Source organism: Chryseobacterium paludis, from assembly GCF_025403485.1.
GTDB lineage: Bacteria > Bacteroidota > Bacteroidia > Flavobacteriales > Weeksellaceae > Chryseobacterium > Chryseobacterium paludis.
The window spans coordinates 1,738,213-1,760,627 of the sequence record NZ_CP099966.1; the positions used below are offsets into that span (position 1 = coordinate 1,738,213).

The 22,415-nt window shown below is 34.3% G+C and carries 27 protein-coding genes; 10 read left to right on the forward strand and 17 right to left on the reverse strand.

Annotation, left to right across the window (positions count from 1 at the left end):
- Window positions 1-14: 14 nt before the first annotated feature.
- From NG806_RS07650 to tpx, 12 genes are all read right to left on the reverse strand, one after another.
- Window positions 15-251 (reverse strand): helix-hairpin-helix domain-containing protein, encoded by a 237-nt coding sequence (locus NG806_RS07650; protein WP_251040609.1) that lies wholly within the window; start codon window positions 249-251, stop codon window positions 15-17.
- Between the two features lie 33 nt (window positions 252-284).
- A complete protein-coding gene (locus tag NG806_RS07655; RefSeq protein ID WP_214831477.1) occupies window positions 285-698 on the reverse strand; it encodes an SRPBCC family protein in 414 nt (137 codons plus the stop codon).
- Window positions 699-776: 78 nt separating this feature from the next.
- Complete coding sequence (locus NG806_RS07660) at window positions 777-1,208, reverse strand: VOC family protein (RefSeq protein ID WP_214831478.1); 432 nt, start codon at window positions 1,206-1,208, stop codon at window positions 777-779.
- Between the two features lie 133 nt (window positions 1,209-1,341).
- Complete coding sequence (locus NG806_RS07665) at window positions 1,342-2,118, reverse strand: alpha/beta fold hydrolase (protein ID WP_261512582.1); 777 nt, start codon at window positions 2,116-2,118, stop codon at window positions 1,342-1,344.
- 3 nt (window positions 2,119-2,121) lie between these two features.
- The gene (locus NG806_RS07670; protein WP_261512583.1) at window positions 2,122-2,646 is read right to left on the reverse strand and encodes a DinB family protein; all 525 of its coding nucleotides are present in this window, start codon (window positions 2,644-2,646) and stop codon (window positions 2,122-2,124) included.
- Window positions 2,647-2,688: 42 nt separating this feature from the next.
- Window positions 2,689-3,150 (reverse strand): hypothetical protein, encoded by a 462-nt coding sequence (locus NG806_RS07675; protein ID WP_214831481.1) that lies wholly within the window; start codon window positions 3,148-3,150, stop codon window positions 2,689-2,691.
- Window positions 3,151-3,173: 23 nt separating this feature from the next.
- The gene (locus tag NG806_RS07680; protein ID WP_214831482.1) at window positions 3,174-3,584 is read right to left on the reverse strand and encodes a VOC family protein; all 411 of its coding nucleotides are present in this window, start codon (window positions 3,582-3,584) and stop codon (window positions 3,174-3,176) included.
- Between the two features lie 76 nt (window positions 3,585-3,660).
- The gene (locus NG806_RS07685; RefSeq protein WP_214831483.1) at window positions 3,661-4,251 is read right to left on the reverse strand and encodes a Crp/Fnr family transcriptional regulator; all 591 of its coding nucleotides are present in this window, start codon (window positions 4,249-4,251) and stop codon (window positions 3,661-3,663) included.
- Between the two features lie 221 nt (window positions 4,252-4,472).
- Entirely contained in the window at window positions 4,473-5,684 is a 1,212-nt protein-coding gene (locus NG806_RS07690) for a DUF763 domain-containing protein (RefSeq protein WP_214831484.1), read from the reverse strand.
- A gap of 188 nt (window positions 5,685-5,872) precedes the next feature.
- The gene (locus NG806_RS07695; RefSeq protein WP_214831485.1) at window positions 5,873-6,277 is read right to left on the reverse strand and encodes a glyoxalase superfamily protein; all 405 of its coding nucleotides are present in this window, start codon (window positions 6,275-6,277) and stop codon (window positions 5,873-5,875) included.
- Between the two features lie 11 nt (window positions 6,278-6,288).
- Window positions 6,289-6,636, reverse strand: coding sequence for a VOC family protein (locus NG806_RS07700; RefSeq protein WP_214831486.1), 348 nt, complete (start codon window positions 6,634-6,636; stop codon window positions 6,289-6,291).
- A gap of 94 nt (window positions 6,637-6,730) precedes the next feature.
- Complete coding sequence (gene tpx / locus NG806_RS07705) at window positions 6,731-7,228, reverse strand: thiol peroxidase (RefSeq protein WP_214831487.1); 498 nt, start codon at window positions 7,226-7,228, stop codon at window positions 6,731-6,733.
- A gap of 169 nt (window positions 7,229-7,397) precedes the next feature.
- Between tpx and NG806_RS07710 the strand changes: the two genes are divergently transcribed.
- Together NG806_RS07710 and NG806_RS07715 are read left to right on the forward strand one after the other, a co-directional pair.
- On the forward strand, window positions 7,398-9,617 hold the full coding sequence (locus NG806_RS07710) for an NADP-dependent isocitrate dehydrogenase (RefSeq protein WP_261512584.1): 2,220 nt from the start codon (window positions 7,398-7,400) through the stop codon (window positions 9,615-9,617).
- On the forward strand, window positions 9,607-10,902 hold the full coding sequence (locus NG806_RS07715; protein ID WP_214831489.1) for a hypothetical protein: 1,296 nt from the start codon (window positions 9,607-9,609) through the stop codon (window positions 10,900-10,902). Before NG806_RS07710 ends, NG806_RS07715 begins: the two co-directional genes overlap by 11 nt.
- Before the next feature lie 59 nt (window positions 10,903-10,961).
- Here NG806_RS07715 and NG806_RS07720 read toward each other — a convergent pair whose 3' ends face one another.
- Entirely contained in the window at window positions 10,962-11,300 is a 339-nt protein-coding gene (locus tag NG806_RS07720; RefSeq protein WP_214831490.1) for a winged helix-turn-helix transcriptional regulator, read from the reverse strand.
- A gap of 86 nt (window positions 11,301-11,386) precedes the next feature.
- Between NG806_RS07720 and NG806_RS07725 the strand changes: the two genes are divergently transcribed.
- The 7 genes from NG806_RS07725 to NG806_RS07755 all read left to right on the forward strand — a co-directional run bounded on the left by NG806_RS07725 (window position 11,387) and on the right by NG806_RS07755 (window position 16,959).
- On the forward strand, window positions 11,387-12,133 hold the full coding sequence (locus tag NG806_RS07725) for an SDR family oxidoreductase (RefSeq protein ID WP_261512585.1): 747 nt from the start codon (window positions 11,387-11,389) through the stop codon (window positions 12,131-12,133).
- Between the two features lie 165 nt (window positions 12,134-12,298).
- The gene (locus tag NG806_RS07730) at window positions 12,299-13,291 is read left to right on the forward strand and encodes a heme-binding domain-containing protein (protein WP_261512586.1); all 993 of its coding nucleotides are present in this window, start codon (window positions 12,299-12,301) and stop codon (window positions 13,289-13,291) included.
- Complete coding sequence (locus NG806_RS07735) at window positions 13,288-13,731, forward strand: cytochrome P460 family protein (protein ID WP_261512587.1); 444 nt, start codon at window positions 13,288-13,290, stop codon at window positions 13,729-13,731. The genes NG806_RS07730 and NG806_RS07735 overlap by 4 nt, the downstream gene beginning before the upstream one ends.
- A gap of 115 nt (window positions 13,732-13,846) precedes the next feature.
- Window positions 13,847-14,860 carry a sensor histidine kinase gene (locus NG806_RS07740; protein WP_214831494.1) on the forward strand — a complete coding sequence of 338 codons (1,014 nt, stop codon included), beginning with the start codon at window positions 13,847-13,849 and terminating at the stop codon, window positions 14,858-14,860.
- On the forward strand, window positions 14,841-15,608 hold the full coding sequence (locus NG806_RS07745; protein ID WP_261512588.1) for a LytR/AlgR family response regulator transcription factor: 768 nt from the start codon (window positions 14,841-14,843) through the stop codon (window positions 15,606-15,608). The genes NG806_RS07740 and NG806_RS07745 overlap by 20 nt, the downstream gene beginning before the upstream one ends.
- Window positions 15,609-15,724: 116 nt before the next feature.
- Window positions 15,725-16,504, forward strand: a complete 780-nt coding sequence (locus tag NG806_RS07750; protein ID WP_261512589.1) for a DUF1223 domain-containing protein — start codon at window positions 15,725-15,727, stop codon at window positions 16,502-16,504.
- 53 nt (window positions 16,505-16,557) lie between these two features.
- A complete protein-coding gene (locus tag NG806_RS07755) occupies window positions 16,558-16,959 on the forward strand; it encodes a DoxX family protein (protein WP_214831497.1) in 402 nt (133 codons plus the stop codon).
- A gap of 411 nt (window positions 16,960-17,370) precedes the next feature.
- Here NG806_RS07755 and NG806_RS07760 read toward each other — a convergent pair whose 3' ends face one another.
- The 3 genes from NG806_RS07760 to NG806_RS07770 form a co-directional block, all read right to left on the reverse strand.
- On the reverse strand, window positions 17,371-18,360 hold the full coding sequence (locus tag NG806_RS07760; protein WP_214831498.1) for an MBL fold metallo-hydrolase: 990 nt from the start codon (window positions 18,358-18,360) through the stop codon (window positions 17,371-17,373).
- Between the two features lie 72 nt (window positions 18,361-18,432).
- On the reverse strand, window positions 18,433-19,434 hold the full coding sequence (locus NG806_RS07765; RefSeq protein ID WP_214831499.1) for an aldo/keto reductase: 1,002 nt from the start codon (window positions 19,432-19,434) through the stop codon (window positions 18,433-18,435).
- Between the two features lie 88 nt (window positions 19,435-19,522).
- Window positions 19,523-20,428, reverse strand: coding sequence for a helix-turn-helix domain-containing protein (locus NG806_RS07770; RefSeq protein WP_214831500.1), 906 nt, complete (start codon window positions 20,426-20,428; stop codon window positions 19,523-19,525).
- A 464-nt stretch (window positions 20,429-20,892) separates the two neighbouring features.
- Here NG806_RS07770 and NG806_RS07775 point away from each other — a divergent pair, with 464 nt between their 5' ends.
- Window positions 20,893-21,180: a GNAT family N-acetyltransferase gene (locus tag NG806_RS07775; protein WP_261512590.1), complete on the forward strand. Its 288-nt coding sequence runs from the start codon at window positions 20,893-20,895 to the stop codon at window positions 21,178-21,180.
- A 2-nt stretch (window positions 21,181-21,182) separates the two neighbouring features.
- Here NG806_RS07775 and NG806_RS07780 read toward each other — a convergent pair whose 3' ends face one another.
- Complete coding sequence (locus NG806_RS07780) at window positions 21,183-22,280, reverse strand: MBL fold metallo-hydrolase (RefSeq protein ID WP_214831502.1); 1,098 nt, start codon at window positions 22,278-22,280, stop codon at window positions 21,183-21,185.
- Between the last annotated feature and the right edge of the window lie 135 nt (window positions 22,281-22,415).

Below are 22,415 nucleotides of genomic sequence, written 5' to 3' on the forward strand. Positions count from 1 at the left end.
CCAATGGGTATTGGTTAATTTTTAAAAGAAATTTGATGCTCTTGCATATAGACTTTAAGCTTCTCCATTGTATTTTTTCCAAAACCATGAAGCTGCATGATTTCATCTTCAGAATAATCTGATAATTTTTCTAAAGAATCAATCTTCTCTTTTTCTAAAGCACGTCTTGCAGGCATAGCAACTACGCCCTGCAAAAAAGTTCCCTGAACAACATGATTAACAGCACAAATGGAACTTAAACATTTTGCCATTATTAATAGATTGATCATGATTGTAAAAATATTTTAATGTTTTTCAACGTATTTGTGGAAATTATCCAAAATAGCATACCATCCATCTCTCTGCATTTCCACGGAGTTTTGTTTTTCAGGATCAAAAACTTCAGTAACTTTTGTCGTATCAGGATCTATTTTTTCAAAGATTACATCTACATTTCTCCCATCTTCAAGGTGATATTTTATCCTTTGATTAGGAATAACCTCATCATAAACACCCGCAAAATCAAATCCGAAACTTCCGTCTTTAGCTTCCATTCTGCTTTTGAATTTGCCACCTACTCTAAGGTCGTTTTCAGAGCTTGGACATTGCCAGCTTTCGTGAGCAAAATTCCATTTTATAATATGATCAGGCTTATTAAAATAATCCCAAACCTTTTCAACAGGAGCTAAAATTGTAATATCTATTTTAATAGGATCCATAATTCTATTTTTAATGATTTAGTTAAATAAGGGCAACCATTAAAAAGTTGCCCTCTAATAATTTAGTTAAATATAAGATTATTTTGCAGATTCTTCATTATAGTTCACCATCCAATGAACACCATATTTGTCCTGAAAACTACCGAAATAATCTCCCCAAAACTGGTCTTCAATAGGCATTTCAATATTGCCGCCATCAGAAAGACCTTTAAAAAGACGGTCTGCTTCTTCCCTTGATTCCGGAAATATAGAAACATAATTATTGTTCCCAACCGTTAAAGTTTGTCCGAATCCGGGAACGATATCAGAAGCCATCAGTAAGTCATCGCCAATAGGTAGAGCAATGTGCATAACCCTGTTTTTTTCTTCGTCAGATAGGTTTTCAGTTCCTGGGGCATTCCCCATTTTATGAACTTCACCGCGAAATTCACCTCCGAAAACAGATTTGTAAAAGTTGAATGCTTCTTCAGCTGTACCATCAAAATTGAGGTACGAATTTAATTTTGCCATGATATTAATTTTAAAAGTTATTGTTTATTTTATAATTTTTAAAAACAGATAGTAAGAATGATTCACAAATAACACTATTTGATTATTTGTCATTTATCTATGCCGTGTTTTTATTCTTAAAGTCGATTGAGAATTAATGATTTAAGAATTTCACTACTTCATTAGTAGTTAAGCTAATCAGATTTTCATCTGTATTTCCTTCAAAATCTGCCATCATATAAGAACCATGAGTTGCCGGAAGGATCAATAATTGAGAATCGGGAATCAGGCGCCACATTTCAACAACATGTTCTGGCTTCATAACATCCTTATCTCCAGAAATGAAAAGTGTAGGTGAGTCTATGGAGGTTAATATCTTTTCGTCCCAATCTTCAAAATTCTGCATTCTTTTGCTGTCTTTATCAAATAGATTTTCAAGTTTTGAAAAGTCAGGGTTTAATTCAAGAAAATTAATCTTCAAAGGTTCGGGCATTGATTCTAAAGTCGCTTCAGACATAGACTCAAAAAAGCCGTCTATCATTCCATTTCTTTTGAAAAATGAAGAAGCAACAATCAGTTTTTCTATTATTTCCGGATAAAGATGACCAATTTGCATGACCGTATTTCCACCATTACTGAATCCCCAGAATGAGGCTTTTTCAATTTTCAATTCCTTTAAAAGGGCTGCCACATCATGAGCATCCTGTTCGAAAGTTTCGGGAATATCTCTATGTTCGGTCTTTCCATGGTTTTGTAAATCTATTCCGATGAGTTGAAATTGAGATTCCAATCTTGAGATGACTTCTTTAAAGTCAAATAAAATTGAAGATCCACCACCATGAACGAGAACCAAAGGCTTTCCTGAACCGTAGATCTCATAGTACATTTGAATTCCATTGACTGTTTTAAAGCCCTTTTCAGTAGGATTCATTATTTAGTATTTTAAATTATCATCAGTATCATACTTCATTCCAGGATATCCCAGAATTTTTCGCATCAAACCTATTTGTCCACATAAATAGTCTTCACGACTGATAGACATTCCCGTAAAATTGAGTTTTGTCTCTGGAACATAAGGTACATTCATTCCGATTTCAAATATTTCCTCAAGCTGCTCATCCGTTGCTTCGAGTAATTTTTGATATACTTTTGGTGAAATTGCATGAAAGTTCTTCTTCAATTCTTCCAGACTTGGATAATTAAAACTCTCATCTAAAGCCTTTCCCTGAAAGAAAAGTTCTGTGTATGGATCCTCTTCCTGAAGTCCTAAAACCCAGCCTAAGCCATAACGCATATTGAGAAAATTTCCTGCCATCCAAACAATATGGTTGGTTTTACCGTCAATTCTTTTCATTCCATCTTCTTCCAAAATACCATCCAAAACATTTAAAAAGCTTTGGGAATGCATCCTGTACGCCGGAATAACGATATCTAATTTTTTTGATTTTGGTGTGTCCATTATAAATGGTTTTTAGTATTAAAGTTTTAATTCTTTGTGATTCTACTTTATAGCTCCCGATTTTCCGAGAATTCTTCTGAGGTAACCAAATTGTCCGCTGTGGTAAATTTCGTGCAGAGAAAGTCCCGAAACATCATTAATTATTGCTGGATCAATACTTTCGAGATTATTAAGATTTGATTCAAGTTTATTCTGAGTTTCTTTTAAATATGATTTTAACTCTTCAAAACTTATAAACTCATCCTTCCTGTTTAAAGGCGTTTCCCCTCTGTTATAACATGAATATTTTTCATTATCCCAAACTGATTCTTCACCTAAAACATTTAAAAAAGCATTTCTTATATAAATTAAATGTCCTAAGATCCAATTCATGCAATTTGCTTCACCATTAGGAAAAACCATTGCTTCTTCATTGGAGATACCTTCGATATTCATTGAAATCACTTTGTAATTGCTAAAGACAAGGTATTTTATGATTTCTATATCGTTTGATTTCGATTCCATAATGAATAGGTTTTAGAATTAAGCTATTCTGTTGGAAGTTGAGACATATCCGCGAACATAACTTCCCACTGATGTCCATTAAGATCAGCAAAAGCGTTTTGATACATCCATCCGTGATCCTGAGGTTCACTATATTTTGAACCACCATTCTCTAAAGCTGTTTTTACCATATTGTCAACTTCTTCGCGACTGCTAACGCCGATGGCTAGAAGCACCTGTGTCGTCTCACCCTGCGCAATAGGTCTATTGGTAAATGTTTTGAAAAATTCTTCTTTTAGAAACATGGCGAATATGTTTTGTTCGTTCAAAACCACACATACTGCATTTTCATCAGAAAACTGTTCATTGATCGAGAAACCAAGCTTGGTCCAAAACGCTCTTGTACTTTCAACGTTTTTTACGGGTAGGTTTACATAAATTTGATTGACTTTCATTGTTGTAATTTTAGTGTTAAACTTTAAACCAAAATTACCAAGTCAATATCAGAATCATCTTGCCCTATGACAAGATTTAATTTTTCTTTGGATGTGAAACTATTTCTTTACGAATTCTGCTCAGAGAAGTATCTGTAACACCCAGGTAGGAAGCGATTTGTTTTAAAGGAGCGAATTGAATAACCTGACATTTTTGTTCAAGCAAATTAAGATAGCGTTTTGTTGCTGAAAGAGTAAACATCTCTACGGAACGCTGTTTGTAGGCAAATAATTGCTGGGACATCCATGATCTTCCCCATTCTCTAAGATTAGGAATTTTATGAAACAGATCCTGAAAGGTATCATAATCTAGCTTCCAACATTCGCAGTCTGTGATACACATGATATTTTCCTGTGATGGAATCCTTTGAAAAAGAGAGAGAACTTCTATAATGATTTCATTCTCTGCAAAAAAGTGAGTCGTTACTTCATTACCATTAAAATCATTCACGAATGATCTTGCTAAACCTTTATCCAAAACATAATATTCATTAGCTGTTTTTCCTTCTTCAAGAATAAAATCCCCTTTTTGAAAACTTATCTTTTCATGAGCTTTGAAGATCTCATCCAGCTCATCATGCATGAAGAAAGGAAAATCATATGAAATTTCTAAAGCTTTATTTGCCATGAGATGAATATTTTTTAGAGTTTTAAAATTAGAATTTTTATTGGAATTGATATAAAAAAGTTTTATAAATGTAAAATTAGGAATGCTTTACTAACCTCAGTTTATCCGTTGAGTGGACCTTCTGAGAAAGGTATATTCAGAAATTTTTCATCAATATTTCCGATACATAATCAGCTTCACTTAGATTACAAATGGCTTCAGCCAAAACAATTATTATTACTTTAAAACAATGAAAGTTGAATAGAATTTGGTTTTGTTGGTTTTTCAGCATCTCCAAAAACGGTTTTCCCGCCAAACCTCCAGGAGTTCTGCCTTTCTTCTTCTATGACCTCCTGGATATCGAAATCCGGAGTGAAATCCTTTTCTGTTGCAGCTACAATCTGATGTAGCTTATTTAATGTCTTCAGTTTATCGGAATTTCCCAATTTTGACTTTTCAATTCCCTTTCTAAGAATATCTATGCTTTCATCATACACTTTCGTAGGAACAGGAAACGGATGTCCGTCCTTCCCACCATGAGCAAAAGAAAATCTCGCAGGATCGGAAAATCTTGATGGTGCCCCATGAATCACTTCACTTACCAGAGCTAAAGACTGCATTGTTCTGGGACCAACGCCCTCCAACATCAGTAGATCTTCGAAATTTTGTGGTTGCTGTTCGCGGGTTACATACAAAAGTGCACCTAAACGTTTTAAATCAACATCAGAAGCCCGAACATCATGATGACTGGGAAGAATCAATCTGGAAAAATCACTCATGATCTCAGCAGAATCTGTGTGAGAAATATCCAGAATTCCTTTTCTGCTTTGTGAAGCATTAGCATCAGTAAGATTGAGGATCTTGCCTCTATAAACTCCATTGATACCAGTATGTGGCTCTTCGACAAAAGATTTTATATTTTCCGAGTGCCAATGATAACGTCTCGCCGTTCCATCGGATTCATGCATTCCCTGTTGAACCACACTCCAGCTTCCATTATCGGCCAGAATAAAGTTATGTAGATATAATTGATAACCATCCTGAATCGCTGTATTATCAACTTTTGCAGATAGTTTACTAGCCTTTACAAGCTCAGTTCCATTAAGTCCTGTTTTATCAGCAATCTGAATTAATTCCTGAGGTGTATTTCTTGAAAGCTTTCCTTTTCCGCCACAGATATAGATACCCAGTGATTGAGAATTCGGATTTACGGAACGTTTTAAAGCACCCATTACAGAAGTAGTTATTCCTGATGAATGCCAATCCATTCCCATTACAGCACCAAAACTCTGGAACCAAAATGGGTCTGCCAGTCTACGAAGCACCTCATCCTTACCATAATCCATTAAGATTGCTTCAACTATAGAAAGTCCAAGTATAGACATACGTTCATACAACCACGGCGGTACTTTGCCATAGTGTAAAGGTAGATCTGCTGTTCCTGAACGTTTCATGTAGTTTAAAATGTAAAGTTAGTAGATATTAAATAAGATTTTGATGATTTGAATCATTAATCCAGGTGCTTTTTAATCACAAATGATATTAATATATGATATAAATTTCCGCTGAAAAGCCCTTTTTTATTGAATTTAAAATTGCTGAGGTTCTTCACTTCATTTACATTGCGTTCTGAATGACAAAATCACTCGAATGAATAAAATTCCAACCCCTTATGTTTCGCTTCATCAAATTTTTCATTAAAAACAATTTTGTTTCCAAAAGGATCATTAACTGTAAAAGACACAGCGTCGTAAAATGTTTTTTCCAGTCCGGGTCTGTTGTATTTATATTTTTTATCAATCAGCTCTTTATGGTATTCTGCTACCCCTTCTCCCCAGATAAAAACACTGCTTCCGGGTGTTGAATCTCCATGATGCTCACTTAAATGAAGAATGATATTGTCTTTTTTCACTTCCATATAAACAGGTGTATTTTCTTCGAAACGATGTTCTAAAGTAATTTCAAAACCTAACCAATCAACGTAAAACTCTATTGTTTTCTGATAATCAAAAATTCTTAGAATGGGAATAATGTGTTCTGCTTTCATTGTATATTTAATTATTGATGTGAAAGAATATTAATTAATTTATCAAACGGATCTTTGACAAAAAATCTACGGACTCCCCAGTCTTCATCAGTAATATCATAAGTTACTTCAAACCCTGAATCCTTCATCTTGTTATACACTTCATCAACCTCATCAACTTCAATGGACAGATCCGGAACAGGAGTATTATTCCCGCCTTGTGTTGCAAAACTTATCTGAACTTTCGATTCTACATCATTTCCAAATGTTTTGATCCACCCATGATCCATCAATATTTCAAGACCTAAAATATGATGATAAAAATAATCTGCACGGGACAAATCTTCAGTTTTGATGTTTGTAACAATTCTTTTTACCATTTTTATTTAAAATTATGAAATTATTACCATCAAAAAAGCCCTGCAAAAATAAAATCTTACAAGGCTTTCTTTTTAAAAGAGTTTTACTTCAATTTTATTTTAATGCTTCTAAAGCAGCACTATAATTTGGTTCGTTTACAATTTCGGAAACCTGTTCTGTATAAACTACTTTATTATTTTCGTCCGTAACGATTACCGCACGGCTTAAAAGGCCTTTCAAAGGAGAATCTGTAATGGTAACTTCATAATCATCTCCAAAGCTACTTCTGAAATCAGAAAGTGTTTCTACGTTATTCAAGCCTTCAGCAGCACAAAATCTTCCTAATGCAAATGGCAGATCTTTAGAAACATTGATCACAACAGTATTATCTAAACTGGAAGCTTCTTCATTAAATTTTCTTGCTGAAGCTGCACAAGTTCCGGTATCGATACTAGGAAAAATATTGAATACTTTTTTCTTTCCTTCAAAGTCAGAAAGCGTTTTTACAGCTAATCCAGAATCTACCAATGCAAAATCTCTGATGCTGCTTCCTACGGATGGTAAATTACCTAATGTATGTACTTCGTTTCCTTTTAATGTGATATTTGACATAATTTATTTTTTAAGGTTTTTCAAATTTACTTAAATAAGGCATTTTTCTCGTTGAAATAAAGGTTAAATAATTCTTAAAGTGCAAAAACTTATTTAGGTTTAATCTAAAAAATTTAAATTTTAACTAAATTTGTGGGAGTTAAAAAATCAAATAATAAATAACAGTATAATGTCAGAAAAATCAAAAATCTATTACACATTAACGGATGAAGCTCCAATGCTTGCTACACACTCGTTTTTACCTATTGTAAAGGCATTTACAAAATCAGCAAATATTGAAATTGCAGTTCCGGATATTTCTTTAGCAGGAAGAATTCTAGCTAACTTCCCGGAATTCTTAAGAGAAGACCAAAGAATTGGTGATGCCTTGGCTGAACTAGGCCAACTGGCTACAACACCAGATGCCAATATTATTAAATTACCAAATATTTCAGCTTCTGCACCTCAATTAGATGAGGCTATTGCGGAACTACAATCTAAAGGATTTGCTGTTCCAAATTATCCTGCTGAACCCAAGAATGAGGAAGAAAAAGCAATCAAAGCTAAATATGCAAAAGTATTAGGAAGTGCTGTAAACCCTGTATTGAGAGAAGGAAATTCTGACAGACGTGCTCCAAAAGCTGTTAAAAACTATGCAAAAGCGAACCCACACAGAATGGGTGATTGGGCTTCAGACAGTAAAACTGACGTTGCTACCATGGCCAATGGAGACTTCTATGGCACTGAAAACTCTACAACTCTTGAAAATGCTACAAAATATAAAATTGTATTCAAGGGAAATGATGGTTCTGAAAAATTATTGAAAGATTTCGCAGGTCTTCAGGCTGGAGAAATTATTGATTCTTCCGTAATGAACTTAAATGCTTTGAAAGCTTTTGTAAAAGAAGCAATTGAAGAGGCTAAAAATAAAAATGTATTACTTTCTGCTCACTTAAAGGCTACGATGATGAAAATCTCCGACCCTATTATTTTTGGTGCTATCGTAGAAACGTTCTTTAAAGATGTATTTACAAAATACGCTGATACTTTTAAATCTTTAGATGTCAATCCAAATAATGGTCTTGCAGATCTTTTTGAAAAAATAAAAGGAAACGCTCAGGAAGGTGAAATTAAAGCGGCTATTGAAACTGCTTTAGCTAACGGACCAAGAGTAGCTATGGTAAATTCTGATAAAGGAATTACCAATTTCCATGTTCCTTCAGACATTATCGTTGATGCATCTATGGCTGCTTTAGTAAGAGGAGGCGGTAAAATGTGGAATAAAGAAGGTAAAGAAGAGGATACAATAGCAATCATTCCAGACCGTTCTTATGCAGGTTTCTATCAGGCTGTGATCGATGATATGAGAGCTCACGGTAAATTAGATCCTACTACAATGGGTTCAGTTCCAAACGTAGGGTTAATGGCTCAAAAAGCTGAAGAATATGGTTCTCATGACAAAACTTTCCAGGCTGATACTGACGGAACAATTGAAGTTCAGGATGAAACTGGAAATATACTTCTTTCTCAAAAAGTAGAAAAAAGTGATATCTTCAGAATGTGTCAGACTAAAGATGCACCTATTCAGGACTGGGTAAAGCTGGCTGTAAACAGATCAAGACTTTCTGATACTCCTGCGATCTTCTGGCTAGATAAAGGAAGAGCTCACGATAGAGAGATCATCAAAAAAGTAGAAAAATACTTACAGGATCACGAGACTGCAGGACTGGACATTAGAATTCTTGATGTTAAAGATGCAATGACTGAAACACTTAAAAGAGCAAGAGAAGGTAAAGATACCATCTCAGTTTCAGGAAATGTATTGAGAGATTATTTAACAGATCTTTTCCCAATTCTTGAGTTAGGAACTTCTGCAAAAATGCTTTCTATTGTTCCGTTAATGAATGGTGGTGGTTTATTTGAAACTGGTGCCGGAGGTTCTGCTCCTAAACACATTGAACAATTCCTTGAAGAAGGATACCTAAGATGGGATTCTTTAGGTGAATTCTTAGCGCTTCAGGCTTCTTTAGAGCATTTAGCTCAAACTCAAGGAAATACAAAATCTCAGGTGTTAGCAGATGCTTTAGATGAGGCGAACGCTAAATTCTTAGCTACTGACAAATCTCCAGCAAGAAAAGTTGGCCAGATCGATAACAGAGGTTCTCACTTCTATTTAGCAATGTACTGGGCTGAAGCTTTAGGTAATCAAACAGTTGATGCTGAGATTGCTCAAAAATTCAAATCAATAGCTGCTGCTATGCTAGAGAACGAGGCTGTCATTAATCAGGAATTAATATCCGCTCAAGGTAAGCCTCAGAATATTGATGGTTACTATAAAACCGATACATACAAAACATATGCAGCGATGAGACCAAGTACTATTTTAAATGAAATTATTGATGGAATTTAAATCTATAAAAAATCTTTGGTTTCTAATTTTTGCATTATTATTTACAGTTTCATGTTCTGGCGATTCAGATGAAGTAGTTGCACCTCCCCAACCTATTGAAGAAAAAATAATTCTAAAAGATGTAATAGTCGTTAACGATACTACAATCAGATTAGAATGGACAACAACAGGTAAAAATGTATATCAGAATTTTCAATTTTTGAGAAGTAACTCTGAAAATGCAACTCCAGAATATCTGAACCAGGAAAGCGGAAGTACATTTATAAAAGTAGATGCTAATGTTCCTTATTCTTCATATGTAGATTACCAAGTAATTGGGTATACTACTAACGGTGAGCCGATAAAAAGTAATATTGTTTCTTATAAGAGACCCAGTATTAAACCGCTACTTAATATTAAACCAATAGATGCATTATTCGATGCTGATAATGGAAGTATGTTTATATTTAGCTCTACCGGTAATATAATGAGGTATGATGTAACAACAGGTACCGTTACAAAAGAAATATCTACCGGCGCTACATTGGGCTACTCGTTCTTAGGTACATATAATGGTCAAAAGGAATTATATGTTCCTAGAAATGATGGTTGGGTTTATATTTATAATCCTAATGATTTATCTTTAAAAGATCAAATAAATTTCGGAAGCGAAGTAAAAAGTGTTGTTTTAACAGATAATAAATTATATGGAACTACAGGAGCTATTTCGAATGTTTCTTTAAAATGTTTTGACAGAGCTTCTAAACAATTAATATCTGAGAATGGAAGTTATCAGTTTGGTAGAATAAAAAAAGTAGCTAACACAAGTTCGAGTTTCTTTTTTATCACTACAAACGTAAGCCCTACCAACCTTATACGTTTTAATTATAATGCCGATGGATCATTTGTTAATAGATTTGAGGACACTTATCATGGTGATTACCCTTTAAACCCTAGAATATTTGAATCTTTGCCAACCGGAAATGGCTTCTTAACAGCTATGGAAGGAGTTATTTATAATTCTAATTTAGTTTATATAGGGCAGTTACCACGTGGTAATTCAGGACTTTCAAGTTATGATTTTGATGCTAATAATATCATTGCAGGAACTGATAAAAAAAGTATTGAATTTTATAACTTAACAGGTTATGCAAAGGTAAACTCAATAAGTACTGAAAGATATCCGTTTAAAGTATTTAATTATGGGAATAAAGTAGTTTCCTTAAGCTCAATAAATGCTTTAAATATAGGTTCAGGTTATTCCGATCCTCCTGAAAATGTTATCGTAGAAATATTTAATAAATAATAAAAACCTCTCCTTCTGGAGAGGTTTTTTGATATAAATTGAATTGAAATTCTAAAACATCAGATCTTGTCTTCTACAATCACCTTCCGATGCTCTCTACCCCAATTGATCATTTCCATTATAATTTTCCCAAAGGTTCTGCAATAATCTGTAGGTATATATTCAATTAGAACCGGAGTATCCGGATACACATTTCTCGTCACCAGTTTATTGAGTTCCATATCTTTCAGTTCCTTTGAAAGCATTCTTGTGGTGATGCCGGGAATACTGCGCTCAATTTCACGGAAGCGTCGGTTACCATTACAAATCGCATTGATTACCGGAATCCGCCATTTACCCCCTATAAAATATAGGGTATCCTGCAGTGCTCTTAATTCTTCTGTCTGATCTCTTTCCATTTTGTAAAAATTAAGTTGATATACTCTGTGATACTGATTACAAAAGTATACCATTTTCACTATAACTTTGTCAAAAATTTTAAGAAATGAATAAATTTAACAACAAACTGGCTATCGTAACCGGTGGAAATAGTGGAATCGGATATGCAACAGCAAAAGAATTAATTGCGGAAGGAGCAAAAGTAATTATTACCGGAAGAAGAAAGGAAGCCATAGACAAAGCAGCAGCAGAGTTAGGAGCAGTCGGATTTGTTTCTGATCAGGGAAAATTAGAAGATATCTCTTTATTGAAAAAAGAAGTTGAGGATCAATATGGAAAAGTGGATATTCTATTTATCAACGCTGGAATTACAGGAACATTAACCTCTATTGAAAACATGAATGTTGAAAATTTTGACAGTGTAATGGATATTAACTTCAGAGGTGCTTACTTTACGCTGAGTCAGTTTATTCCTACATTAAATGATGGAGCGTCTGTCGTGTTTTTATCATCAATTGTAGCGGCTACACATAATCCAAACAGTTCGATCTATCAAGCCAGTAAAGCGGCACTAAACTCCATTGCAAAAACAGCAGCTGCAGAATTAGCACCAAGAAAGATCAGAGTAAATATGGTAAGTCCCGGGCCTACAAAAACAGAAATAATGAATAAAGCAGGACTTGATGATGTTACCTTACAAAATATTCAGGAGCGCCTGATCAATGAAATTCCATTAAAAAAAATGGGAACTGCTGAAGATGTTGCCAAACTTGTAAGCTACTTATCTGATGACAGCATATCAAGTTTTATTACAGGTACTGAAATCATCGTTGATGGCGGAATGGTTTTATAATAAAATTCTTTCAACTATAAAATACCGGAAATACTTCCGGTATTTTATAGTTATAACTGAGGGATAAAAATTCTAGTTTCACCCTTTAAATTGTCCGGTTCACCATTCTTTACATTTCATCATTCTGAACCAGTATCTACTTTTGAACCATAAAATAAAACGATTATGGATTCAGTAAAGAAAAAGAGAACAATAAAACCTATAGCTATACTATTCATAGCGATCCTGGGAACCTTTGCAGGACTGCAGCTTTTCAATCCACCACTCGAAGGTAAACCTGTAACCGGTACCATTGAAGCGCCTCGTGAAGTGATCTCTATCTTAGAAAGATCTTGCTTCAATTGTCATTCTAATGAGCAAAAACTCAGTTGGTATGATAAAATTGCTCCTCTATCATGGGCCGTAAAAAAAGATGTGGAAAGGGCGAGAGAAGTAATGAATTTTTCAGAATGGTCGCAGCTTTCTCCAGGAGAACACAAAGGAAGAATGTATTCCATCCTAAACATGATGCAGGCCGGAAAGATGCCTCTTCATGAATATACTTTGCTACACTCATCAGCAAAGATTTCCAGTAAAGATATTGAAGTGATCAGAAAATATACTTTATCTCTTTCCGGAAAAAATCCCACTCCAATAAATAAAAAAATTAATGATCCACATCAGGATATAAAACAGGCTTCCGCAGGTTATCCGGGTTTTCCTGTGTCACCCAACGGAGTTCGTTATACACCTGAATTTAAAAAATGGAAAGTCATCAGCATGAGTACGTTGTTCGACAATTCCATTCGTGTGATCTATGGAAACAATATTGCTGTTAAAGCTGTAGAAACTGATAACTTTCATCCATGGCCAGATGGCAGTATTGTGGTAAAAGCAGTATTTAAACAAACCGAATCCGCTGACGGAGAAATAAGACCTGGTGAATTTATTAACGCTCAGTTTATGGTAAAAGATGCAAAAAAATATACCGATACGGAAGGCTGGGGATTTGCTAAATTTTCCGGAAAAGATCTTCATCCGACAGGAAAAACAGCATCATTTGCAAAGGAGTCATGTATTGCCTGTCATCGCCAATTGGCAGAACCTACAGGATACCTATTCGATGTTCCCATGAAAGTAAACACAAAAAATCTAATCGAAAAATTACAGAAAAAATGAAAAATATAAACATCGCTTTTTTAGCAATTTTCTTCCTTTTAACGGCATGTAAAAATGAAGATCCCAATAAAGATCATGTACGTCTGGTGTTTGATGCAGGTCATCTTAAATTTATCGGTTCTTCATTAAACAAAAAGAAAGAAACCATGTCTGCTTTGTATGGAAACAACCAGGCACTGCTATCGCTATCAAAGAAGAAAACTCAACCGGAAGCAGGAACTAAAATGAAACTTGTCACCTGGAAGTATCATGAAAATCCACAGTACACCGGCGGAACCATCACAGGTGAATTGCTGAGTATAGAAACTGTTGAAACGAATGCCAAGGGAGAGACATCATATCATAAGGATAACAGTTCTACTAAAGGAAATACCCAATCCTTTGACAAAGAACAAAGAATACAATATATGCTGGGTTATCAACCCGTCGTTATGCCCTAATTGAAAATAAAAATTATCAGGTAATCTGGGATTGAAATATCAGTCCCAGATTATATTTATTAAAGTATTATGATTAAAAAATATTAATTTAACATTTTTAAAACCTACCTTCTTAATGCATCAGGAAAAAATAAAAATATCGCAGGCTGTCATCTGGATAAGCTCCATTTTTTTAGGGATCCTATCGTCAGTTCCCCAGCTTGCTTCTCACGACTTCAATCTCATGGAAGCTGTAGTGAACGCAGCCATTACCTCAGCTTTTGCGGTAGTCATGTGGTACCTCAACATCTTCCTGCTCAACCGCAACAAAAAAAGACGCCAGGGAATTTCTTACTCCAGGCTATTAGTGGTACTGGCATTGGGTATGGTGGTCATGTTTGCATTGGCATGGGTACAACAATTAATTTTATCCCACATCAACTTTGGTCCTGTCATGCTGATGGTAGAAGTCAGAGGGATTCTGATCAACCTTGTTTTCTATATGTTTTTAAATCTTGTTCAGCATAATTATACCGGCCAGCAAGTTCATTTGGAATTAGAAAAAGTAAAAAGTGATAACCTGGGTGCTCAATATGAATTACTTAAACAACAGGTGAACCCTCACTTTCTTTTCAATAGTTTAAATACACTGAAGTCTATGGTGGAAACGCATGATGAGGAAACTGTTGATTTTATTATTAAGCTTTCCGATTTCTATCGTTTTACTCTGGAAAGCAGAAAGCTTGATCTAATCACAGTAGAGGAAGAAATGAAAATATTAAACTCTTATCTTTTTCTTCAAAAAGCCCGATTTGGTGATGGTTTTACTTTTACCGATACATTGGATAAAGACACTTTAAAGACACTTATTCCGCCTTTCACTTTGCAGCTATTAGTGGAAAACTGTATCAAGCATAATATTGTTTCACAAAGTAAACCTTTACATATTAAGATATATGACGCAAACGATAAGATTATTATTGAAAACCCTATTCAGCGTAAAATGATTCCTGAAGATTCTTTAGGTGTTGGCTTAAACAATGTTAATATGCGTTACAAACACTTATTAGATCAGGAAATTGACATTACAGACAACAATCAAATTTTTCAAATAAAACTACCTTTTATCCATGAATATCATCATCATTGAAGACGAATTCAGAGCGGCAAAATCACTGCAGAATTTAATCAAAGAATTAAAACCTGAATCTACAATTACCGGAGTTTATGACAGTATAGAATCCAGTGTAGAAGCTTTATCCCAAGGTAACAAACCCGATCTTATCTTTATGGATATCCATCTGTCGGACGGGCTTTCTTTTGAAATTTTCAAACAGGTTGACATCACCTGCCCGGTGGTCTTTTGTACCGCATTTGATCAATATATGCTGGATGCTTTTAAAAGCAAAGGGGTTGATTATGTTTTAAAGCCATTTTCACGGGATGACATTGCTGAAGCTTTAAGAAAAGTTGACGAGTTGAAAAAATTTTTCCAAAAGACAGAAATTCCTGAACTGGAAGCTATTTTACAAAAAATAAATCAGCCTCAAGCTTCTACTAAAAGTAGTTTCCTTGTTTTTAAAAATCAAAAATACACTACGATACTCACAGAAAATATTGCCTATTTCTATATTCATAATGAAATGACCCATCTGGTTACTTTTGATAAACAGCAGTTTTCACTCACCCAATCATTGGGTCAGGTGGCAGAACTTGTTTCTCCTAAACAGTTTTTTAGAGTAAACAGACAGTATATCGTTAATTTCACAGCCATTAAAGAAATGGAACATTATTTCCAGCGTAAGATCTATGTTAAATTAGTCATTGACACTCCTGAAAAGCTTCTTATCAATAAAGAAAAAACACATAGCTTTTTCTCCTGGCTAGAAGACCGGTAATTGCTCAAATCTTAAACTTATTTTTTTCAGGGTTCACCTTTCTATTTGTCTGGTTGAGCCCTTTTTTCATTTTTTAACATCACTCAGGTATCTACTTTTGAATAAAATTAAAAGAAATGATATCTAAAAAACTATTGATAGTAGGTGTATTTGTCGCTTTACTATTTACAATTTCTGCATTTGTGCAAAAAGATAAGACTAACGAAAACTTTAAAAACATTCCGATTGGAAATAATGGTGGTTTTGCAGTCTTAGAATTATTTACTTCTGAAGGATGCTCAAGCTGCCCTCCTGCAGATGCTTTAATGGGACAGATTAAGGAAAGCAGCAAAGATCAGCCTGTGTACATCTTGGCCTATCATGTTGATTATTGGAACCGTCTTGGTTGGAAGGATCGGTTCAGTACTCCAGAAAACTCTGAACGTCAGCAACAATACAGCAGGCTACTAGGTTCTCAGGTTTATACTCCACAACTTGTTATCAATGGCAGACAGCAGTTTGTAGGATCAGATAGAGCAGCCGTTGAAAACTCTATTGTTAAAGCCTTAAGTAGTACTGGTGGCAGTATAATAGATCTGAAAGCTCAATCTGATTCTAAAGCAATCAGTGTTGCCTATAAAGTCTCAGAAAGCAATACTCAAAACAAACTACTGATCACATTGGTAGAGAAGAAATCTTCTACTAACGTAGCAAGAGGAGAAAATGAAGGCCGACATTTAGAACACTGGCAGATCGTTCATCAACAAAATCAAATTTCTTTAAAAAGCAGTTCTGAAGGCAGTTCCAGCTTCCCGTTACCTAAGGATTTTAATATCAACAATTGGGAGATCATAGGATTTATTCAAAATGCAAGAACAGGACAGATTTCGGGAGCTTCAAAAGCTATATTTCAATAAATCTTCAGGAAAGGACTAGACAATAAACAATAATAATTTAAAACAATAAAAAAATGAAAACAAAAACAACAAAAATCATCTATTGGTCAGGAGCAATTTTTATGTCATTATGGTTTGGAACAAGTGGTATATTTGAACTCATTAAAAGTCCGTTTGTATGGGATATTACTTTACAACTTGGCTATCCCCCGCATTTTATTTATATACTGGGAGTCTTCAAAGTTTTAGGAGTTATCGTACTTTTAGTTCCCAATAAGCTATTAAGATTAAAAGAATGGGTATTCGCCGGAATGTTTTTCGATATTACCTTCGCTTTCTTTTCTAAAATTGCAGTTATTGGATTTCCATCTACCATCGATGCTATTATAGCGTTTACCGTTCTGTCTATAACGTATTTTATGTTTAGAAAAATTTACAGTTCTGAACTGGTTCTTAATGAGGTTAAATTTAATTAAATATGAAAGATTCTTATTAAAATAAATCCTCTCAGTATTGAGAGGATTTATTGTTGAAACTATATTGTAGGAAATTTTATCTTTTCTTTTGTCTTGAAACAAAAGAAACAAAAGTTCAAGACTGGAATTTTCGACTAAAATAAACTTTGTTCTCTGAAAATTCTAAACTCGTACGGATATAAAGTGTATTTATTATCAAATTTATGTCCCGTACTCAAACAATAGAATTTTCTTAACGTTCACAAAATTTATTTTTTTTGACGCCTCAACTTTCTAGGTCGTAACGGAAAAATCTTCGATTTTTTTTAAAGAACTGATGTGCCCTTTTTTTATACAGCATGAATTAACCTTAAAAAACTTAAGTGTTTAAAAACTTTTGTGACTTTTGTGGTTTAAATCGTTTCTTTTGTCTTAGCTCATAAATGATTCCGGGATCCATTCAAATACACGATCCTTCTTTTTAGTAAAACCTAGACCTGGCCAAGGTAAATGATAGGCAAAAGCTCTGGATCTGGTTTCAGCTAAGTGTTCAAGGACTTTTTTACGTGATGCTATAGCAATATCCAGATCAGTATCTCCAAAATATCCCCAGTCAGGATGTGGAAACAGAATAACATCAGAGTGCATAAGATCTGCTATATACAATAGCTTCTCATTTCCTGAGGTTATAGTCACCAAAGTAAGTCCTGGCGTATGTCCTGGAGCTAGTTGAAAGTTAAAATTCTCATATAATGTTTTGTCAAGTTCATAAAATTTCAATTTTGGCTTTATTGTTCTCAGAATATTCTGAATACCGGGAATAACCTGATTAAGAAAATCAGGCTGATTCTTTAATGCACTGTTATTAAAATCTTTGAGTGTCGCCTGCATCCAAAAATCGTGTTCAATTTTTGAAATAAACATTTGAGCATTTGGGAAAACCAATTTGTTTTGTTTATCTACTACTCCACCGATATGATCGGGATGAGCATGAGAAAGAAATATATCTGTAATATCTGAAGCTGAAAAGCCCGCTTTTTTAAGACTTTTCAATAAAAATCCGGTTCTGGCATCAGCAAAAATCCCCATTCCGGTATCCATTAGGATCAGCTTATTCTTTGTTTTAACCAGTAAGACATTCATTGCCATATCGATAGAATTATCAGAACGAAAATTATCTTTAAGAATCATTTTCATTTCTGATACATTTCCGCGGGGAGCAAAAGAATTAAGATTCTCTTCGTGAATAAATCCGTCCGAAAGAATGTACAGATCGAAATCACCCAACTTTATTTTTTTAACACCCGAAAGGTCATCCTCTGTGAGTACCGTTTTCCGCTCACCTGCTAAAGAGCTTGAAAAAGGAATGACACTGAAAGCCCCGGCTAAAATTCCATTTTTTAAAAGTTCTCTTCTATTCATAATTAAATTTGTGATTTGGTAATAAAAAAACATGGATTCCCAAATAATCAGGAATCCATATTTACCTATGTTTTAGTTGTTAACCAACTTCATTGAGCCTTCACTATATCTTTCTCCTACATTAGGATATTTCTTTAAAATCATATCAATAGTATCCAAGTCGGATGTAGAAAGTTCAACATTAATTGCTGCGATATTTTCTTCGAGATATTTAATTCGTTTAGTTCCTGGAATAGGAATAATATCATCGCCTTGATTAAGGACCCAAGCCAAAGCAAGTTGAGTTCCTTTTATTCCTTTTGAAGCAGCCAGATCATTAAATTCCTTAACCAGCTTTCTGTTATTTTCAAGACTTTCTTCCTGATAGCGAGGTAATGATTTTCTGAAATCGTCGTCACCAAAATTCTCAACTTCATTAATGTTTGCAAAAAGTCCTCTTGCTAAGGGAGAATAGGGAACTAAAGAAATTCCAAGCTCTCTGATCGTGGGTAAAATTTCTTTTTCAACATCTTTGGTAAGAATAGAATATTCTGACTGCAAAGCTGTAATGGGATGAATATTATTTGCTTTTTTAATGGATTCTGCAGAAGCTTCTGATAAACCAATATATTTTACTTTTCCCGCTTTTACAAGATCAGCCATTGCTCCTACGGTTTCTTCAACTGGAATATTTGGATCAACTCTATGCGCATAATACAGATCTATAGTATCAATTTTCAAACGTTGCAGACTTAAATCTACTGCTTGTCTGATCCATTCTGGAGAACCATCAAAATAGGTTCCTGGAGCTCCACTATGACTCGCTTTACCATCTTTAAATCTAAATCCGAATTTTGTAGCGATAAAGATTTTATCCCGATTCGGAACTAAAACTTTGGAAATTAGCTTTTCATTTTCTCCATTGGCATACATATCTGCAGTATCCCAAAAGTTCACCCCCAGATCCAGGGCTTTATGCAATGTATTGATACTTTCCTGTTCATCTGCCGGGCCATATGCAAAGCTCATTCCCATACATCCTAAACCAATTGCTGATAGTTGTTCGTCTGTGTTTCCTAATTTTCTAAATTTCATGATTGCTTGTGATTTTAAATTACAGGAACAAAATTATAACAACGTAGATTAATTTTTCATATAGAATTCAAACTAAGAATTATAAAATTCAAACAAGGTCAGTTCTTAAGGCATTGGGTGTACTTCCGGTTTGTTTTTTAAAATAATTGGTAAAATAAGCAGGTTCTTCAAAGCCAAGTCCATAAGCAATTTCAGAAATATTCCAATCTGTATGTTTTAAAAGAGCATTGGCTTCCTGAATAATTCTTGCTGTGATCTGCTGGGTTGTCGTCTTTCCGGTCATCTCTTTCACAGAACGGTTTAGAGAATTTACATGAACTGAAAGGCTTTCGGCGTAATCATTCGGTGATTTCAGTTTTAAATAGGATTCAGGGCTGTCGATAGGAAACTGCCGCTCCAACAATTCCATGAACAACGAGGCTACTCTTTGTGAAGCATTCTGATGGTGCTCAAAATTCTCAGCAGGATTCATCTTCATGGTTTCATGAATTAAAAGATGAAGGTAATTACGGAGCATATCATATTTATGGATATAATCGGACTCAATTTCAGTCATCATTTTATCAAATATATCAGAAACTTTTTTTTGCTGCTCTTCATTAACAAAGAAAACCGGTGTTCCTCCTATTTTGAAAAGCGGTGAGTCCTGAAGATTTCCCAAACGGGTTCCATTTTGCATGAACTGATCTGTGAACAGACAGAACCATCCTTTCTGATTATCGTCATCCGCTTCCCATGAATATGGAATAACAGGGTTAGAAAACAGCAATGCTGGTTTATCTACACGGATCCACTTATCTGCATAATGAAGTTTACCCTTTCCAATAATCAGCGAAACTTTATAAAAATCTCTTCTGCTGTATGGGGTAACCAATGCACAGTTATCGCGGGAGAAAACATTAAAATGTCCTAAACCCGTATTCGAAAGACAGGAAGGGAAAACTCTTACCTGCGTACGATGGTAAAATTCTTGTAATGATTCTGATGATTCCATAAAGCAAAGTTATAAAATTCAAACAAAATCAAAATATTTTATTTTATACAGTCTGGGGAATAAAAAATGACTGATCTTACGAACAGTCATCAAGAAAAATTTGAATATATAGTGAAATGTGATTCATTATGGTGTTCATGTCATTTCAATTAAAATGCCAAAGCGGGGAAATCCTTTATTTATCTTTGTTAAAGGCTTGTAAGCAATTGAAAACGTAGGAAATAAATTTGGGTGGGATTTGAAATTGTGTCGTAAAGAGTTCGAGGTTATGATATTATAGTTAGATAATTACTACCTTCAAACTCTCCTGCTCTCAAACCTATTTAGCTTAATTTAAAAGAATATAAATTAGACTTAGCTTATTAAAAATTAGCCTGTTGTATTATTTTAATTTGTAATTTTAAAGAAGAGATCTGATCTTAAGTTCTCAAAATCATTTTTAATTCAACCTAATCTCAATACTTATGGAAAATGTAAAATTTGAAATATCTCCATATCAAGATGAATTGCAGATATTAATTGGTGAGAAGAAGGCTGGCTATATGTCCATAGCGATTGATGGCAGACAATTAATTGTATACTACACCAAACTTAACGAAGATCTTGAGGGGCAGGGATATGCCAAAATGCTTCTAGATGAACTCGTACGATATGCTGAGGAAAAAGACTTGTTAATAGATCCTGAATGTGATTTTGTAAGACAGCAATTTGAAAATCATCCGAAAAGGTATAAAGATATCTGGCACGCCTGAAGTTAATCTTCCCACCATGCTTTGAATTGGTTATCGGATCGATTTAAGTCTACTCTCTCTCCAATCATAGGAGTAAGGATATGTAAATTTTTCTCTTTACCGGAGTTTGCTATTTTTTTTAGCGGTTCATTCCATGGATGAAGCGCCAAAGCAAATTTTGAAGAATGAACAGGAATAATATATTTAGCATTAATATCTATACTCGCCTGTATCGTATCTTCAGGAAGCGTATGGATATATCTCCAGGCTGCATTGTATTGTCCGTTCTCCATAATAGCATAATCAAAAGGACCATATTTTTCACCGATCATCTTAAAGTGGGTATCATAACCACTATCACCCCCTAAGAACATCTTTTTTGTTGGTGTTTCCAATACATAAGAAGTCCACAAGGTTCCATTTCTTTTTATTTTTCTTCCTGAAAAATGTCTTGCCGGTGTAAAAGTTATTTTAATATTATTTTTTAGATTAGAAATACCACCCCATTCTTCTTCGATCAGCTGTTCTTCTTTGTAGCCCCACTTTTCAAAATGTGCTCCAACACCTAATGGCAAGATAACCTTTGCAACTCTATCTCTTATCTTTTTAACCGTAGGATAATCCAAATGATCAAAATGATCATGAGTAATAACAAGGTAATCAAGATTGGGAACATCTTCGGGTTTAAAGATATCAGACCCGGCAAAAGCTTTATTAAAAAACTTAAATGGCGATCCGTATGTGCTTAAAACCGGATCAATTAAAAATGAAACACCATCTGTTTGGATAAAATATGATGAATGTCCCAACCAAACAAAAACATTCTGATCTTTTGGAATTGTTTTTAAATCGGTATGTATAGCAGGTATATTCTTTAAAGGTTTTAAAAGTGGGTCTTTTTTAGCCAGAAAAAAATCATAAAGAACACCAGGCATGCTATACCCTTCTGCAATTGATGGTGTATGGCTAAGGTTCTGAAACTGCTCATCTCTGTAATGCTCAGATTTCCTCATTCTTTCCAGTCTTTTCCCTTTAGGTTCAGCGCCAAAAACGTCCTGATTGATTATTAAAAAATATGCCATCACTAATAAAATGGCTATCGCAATAATTAAATACATCATTTGATAAAAAAATAAGCATCAAATGTATTAACTTTTGTGATTAAATGATATAGCTAACAAGCAAATAACCTATTTATTTAACGTAACATTATAGGTCATACTTAAAAAATTATCATTATTTTAATATTTGAATAA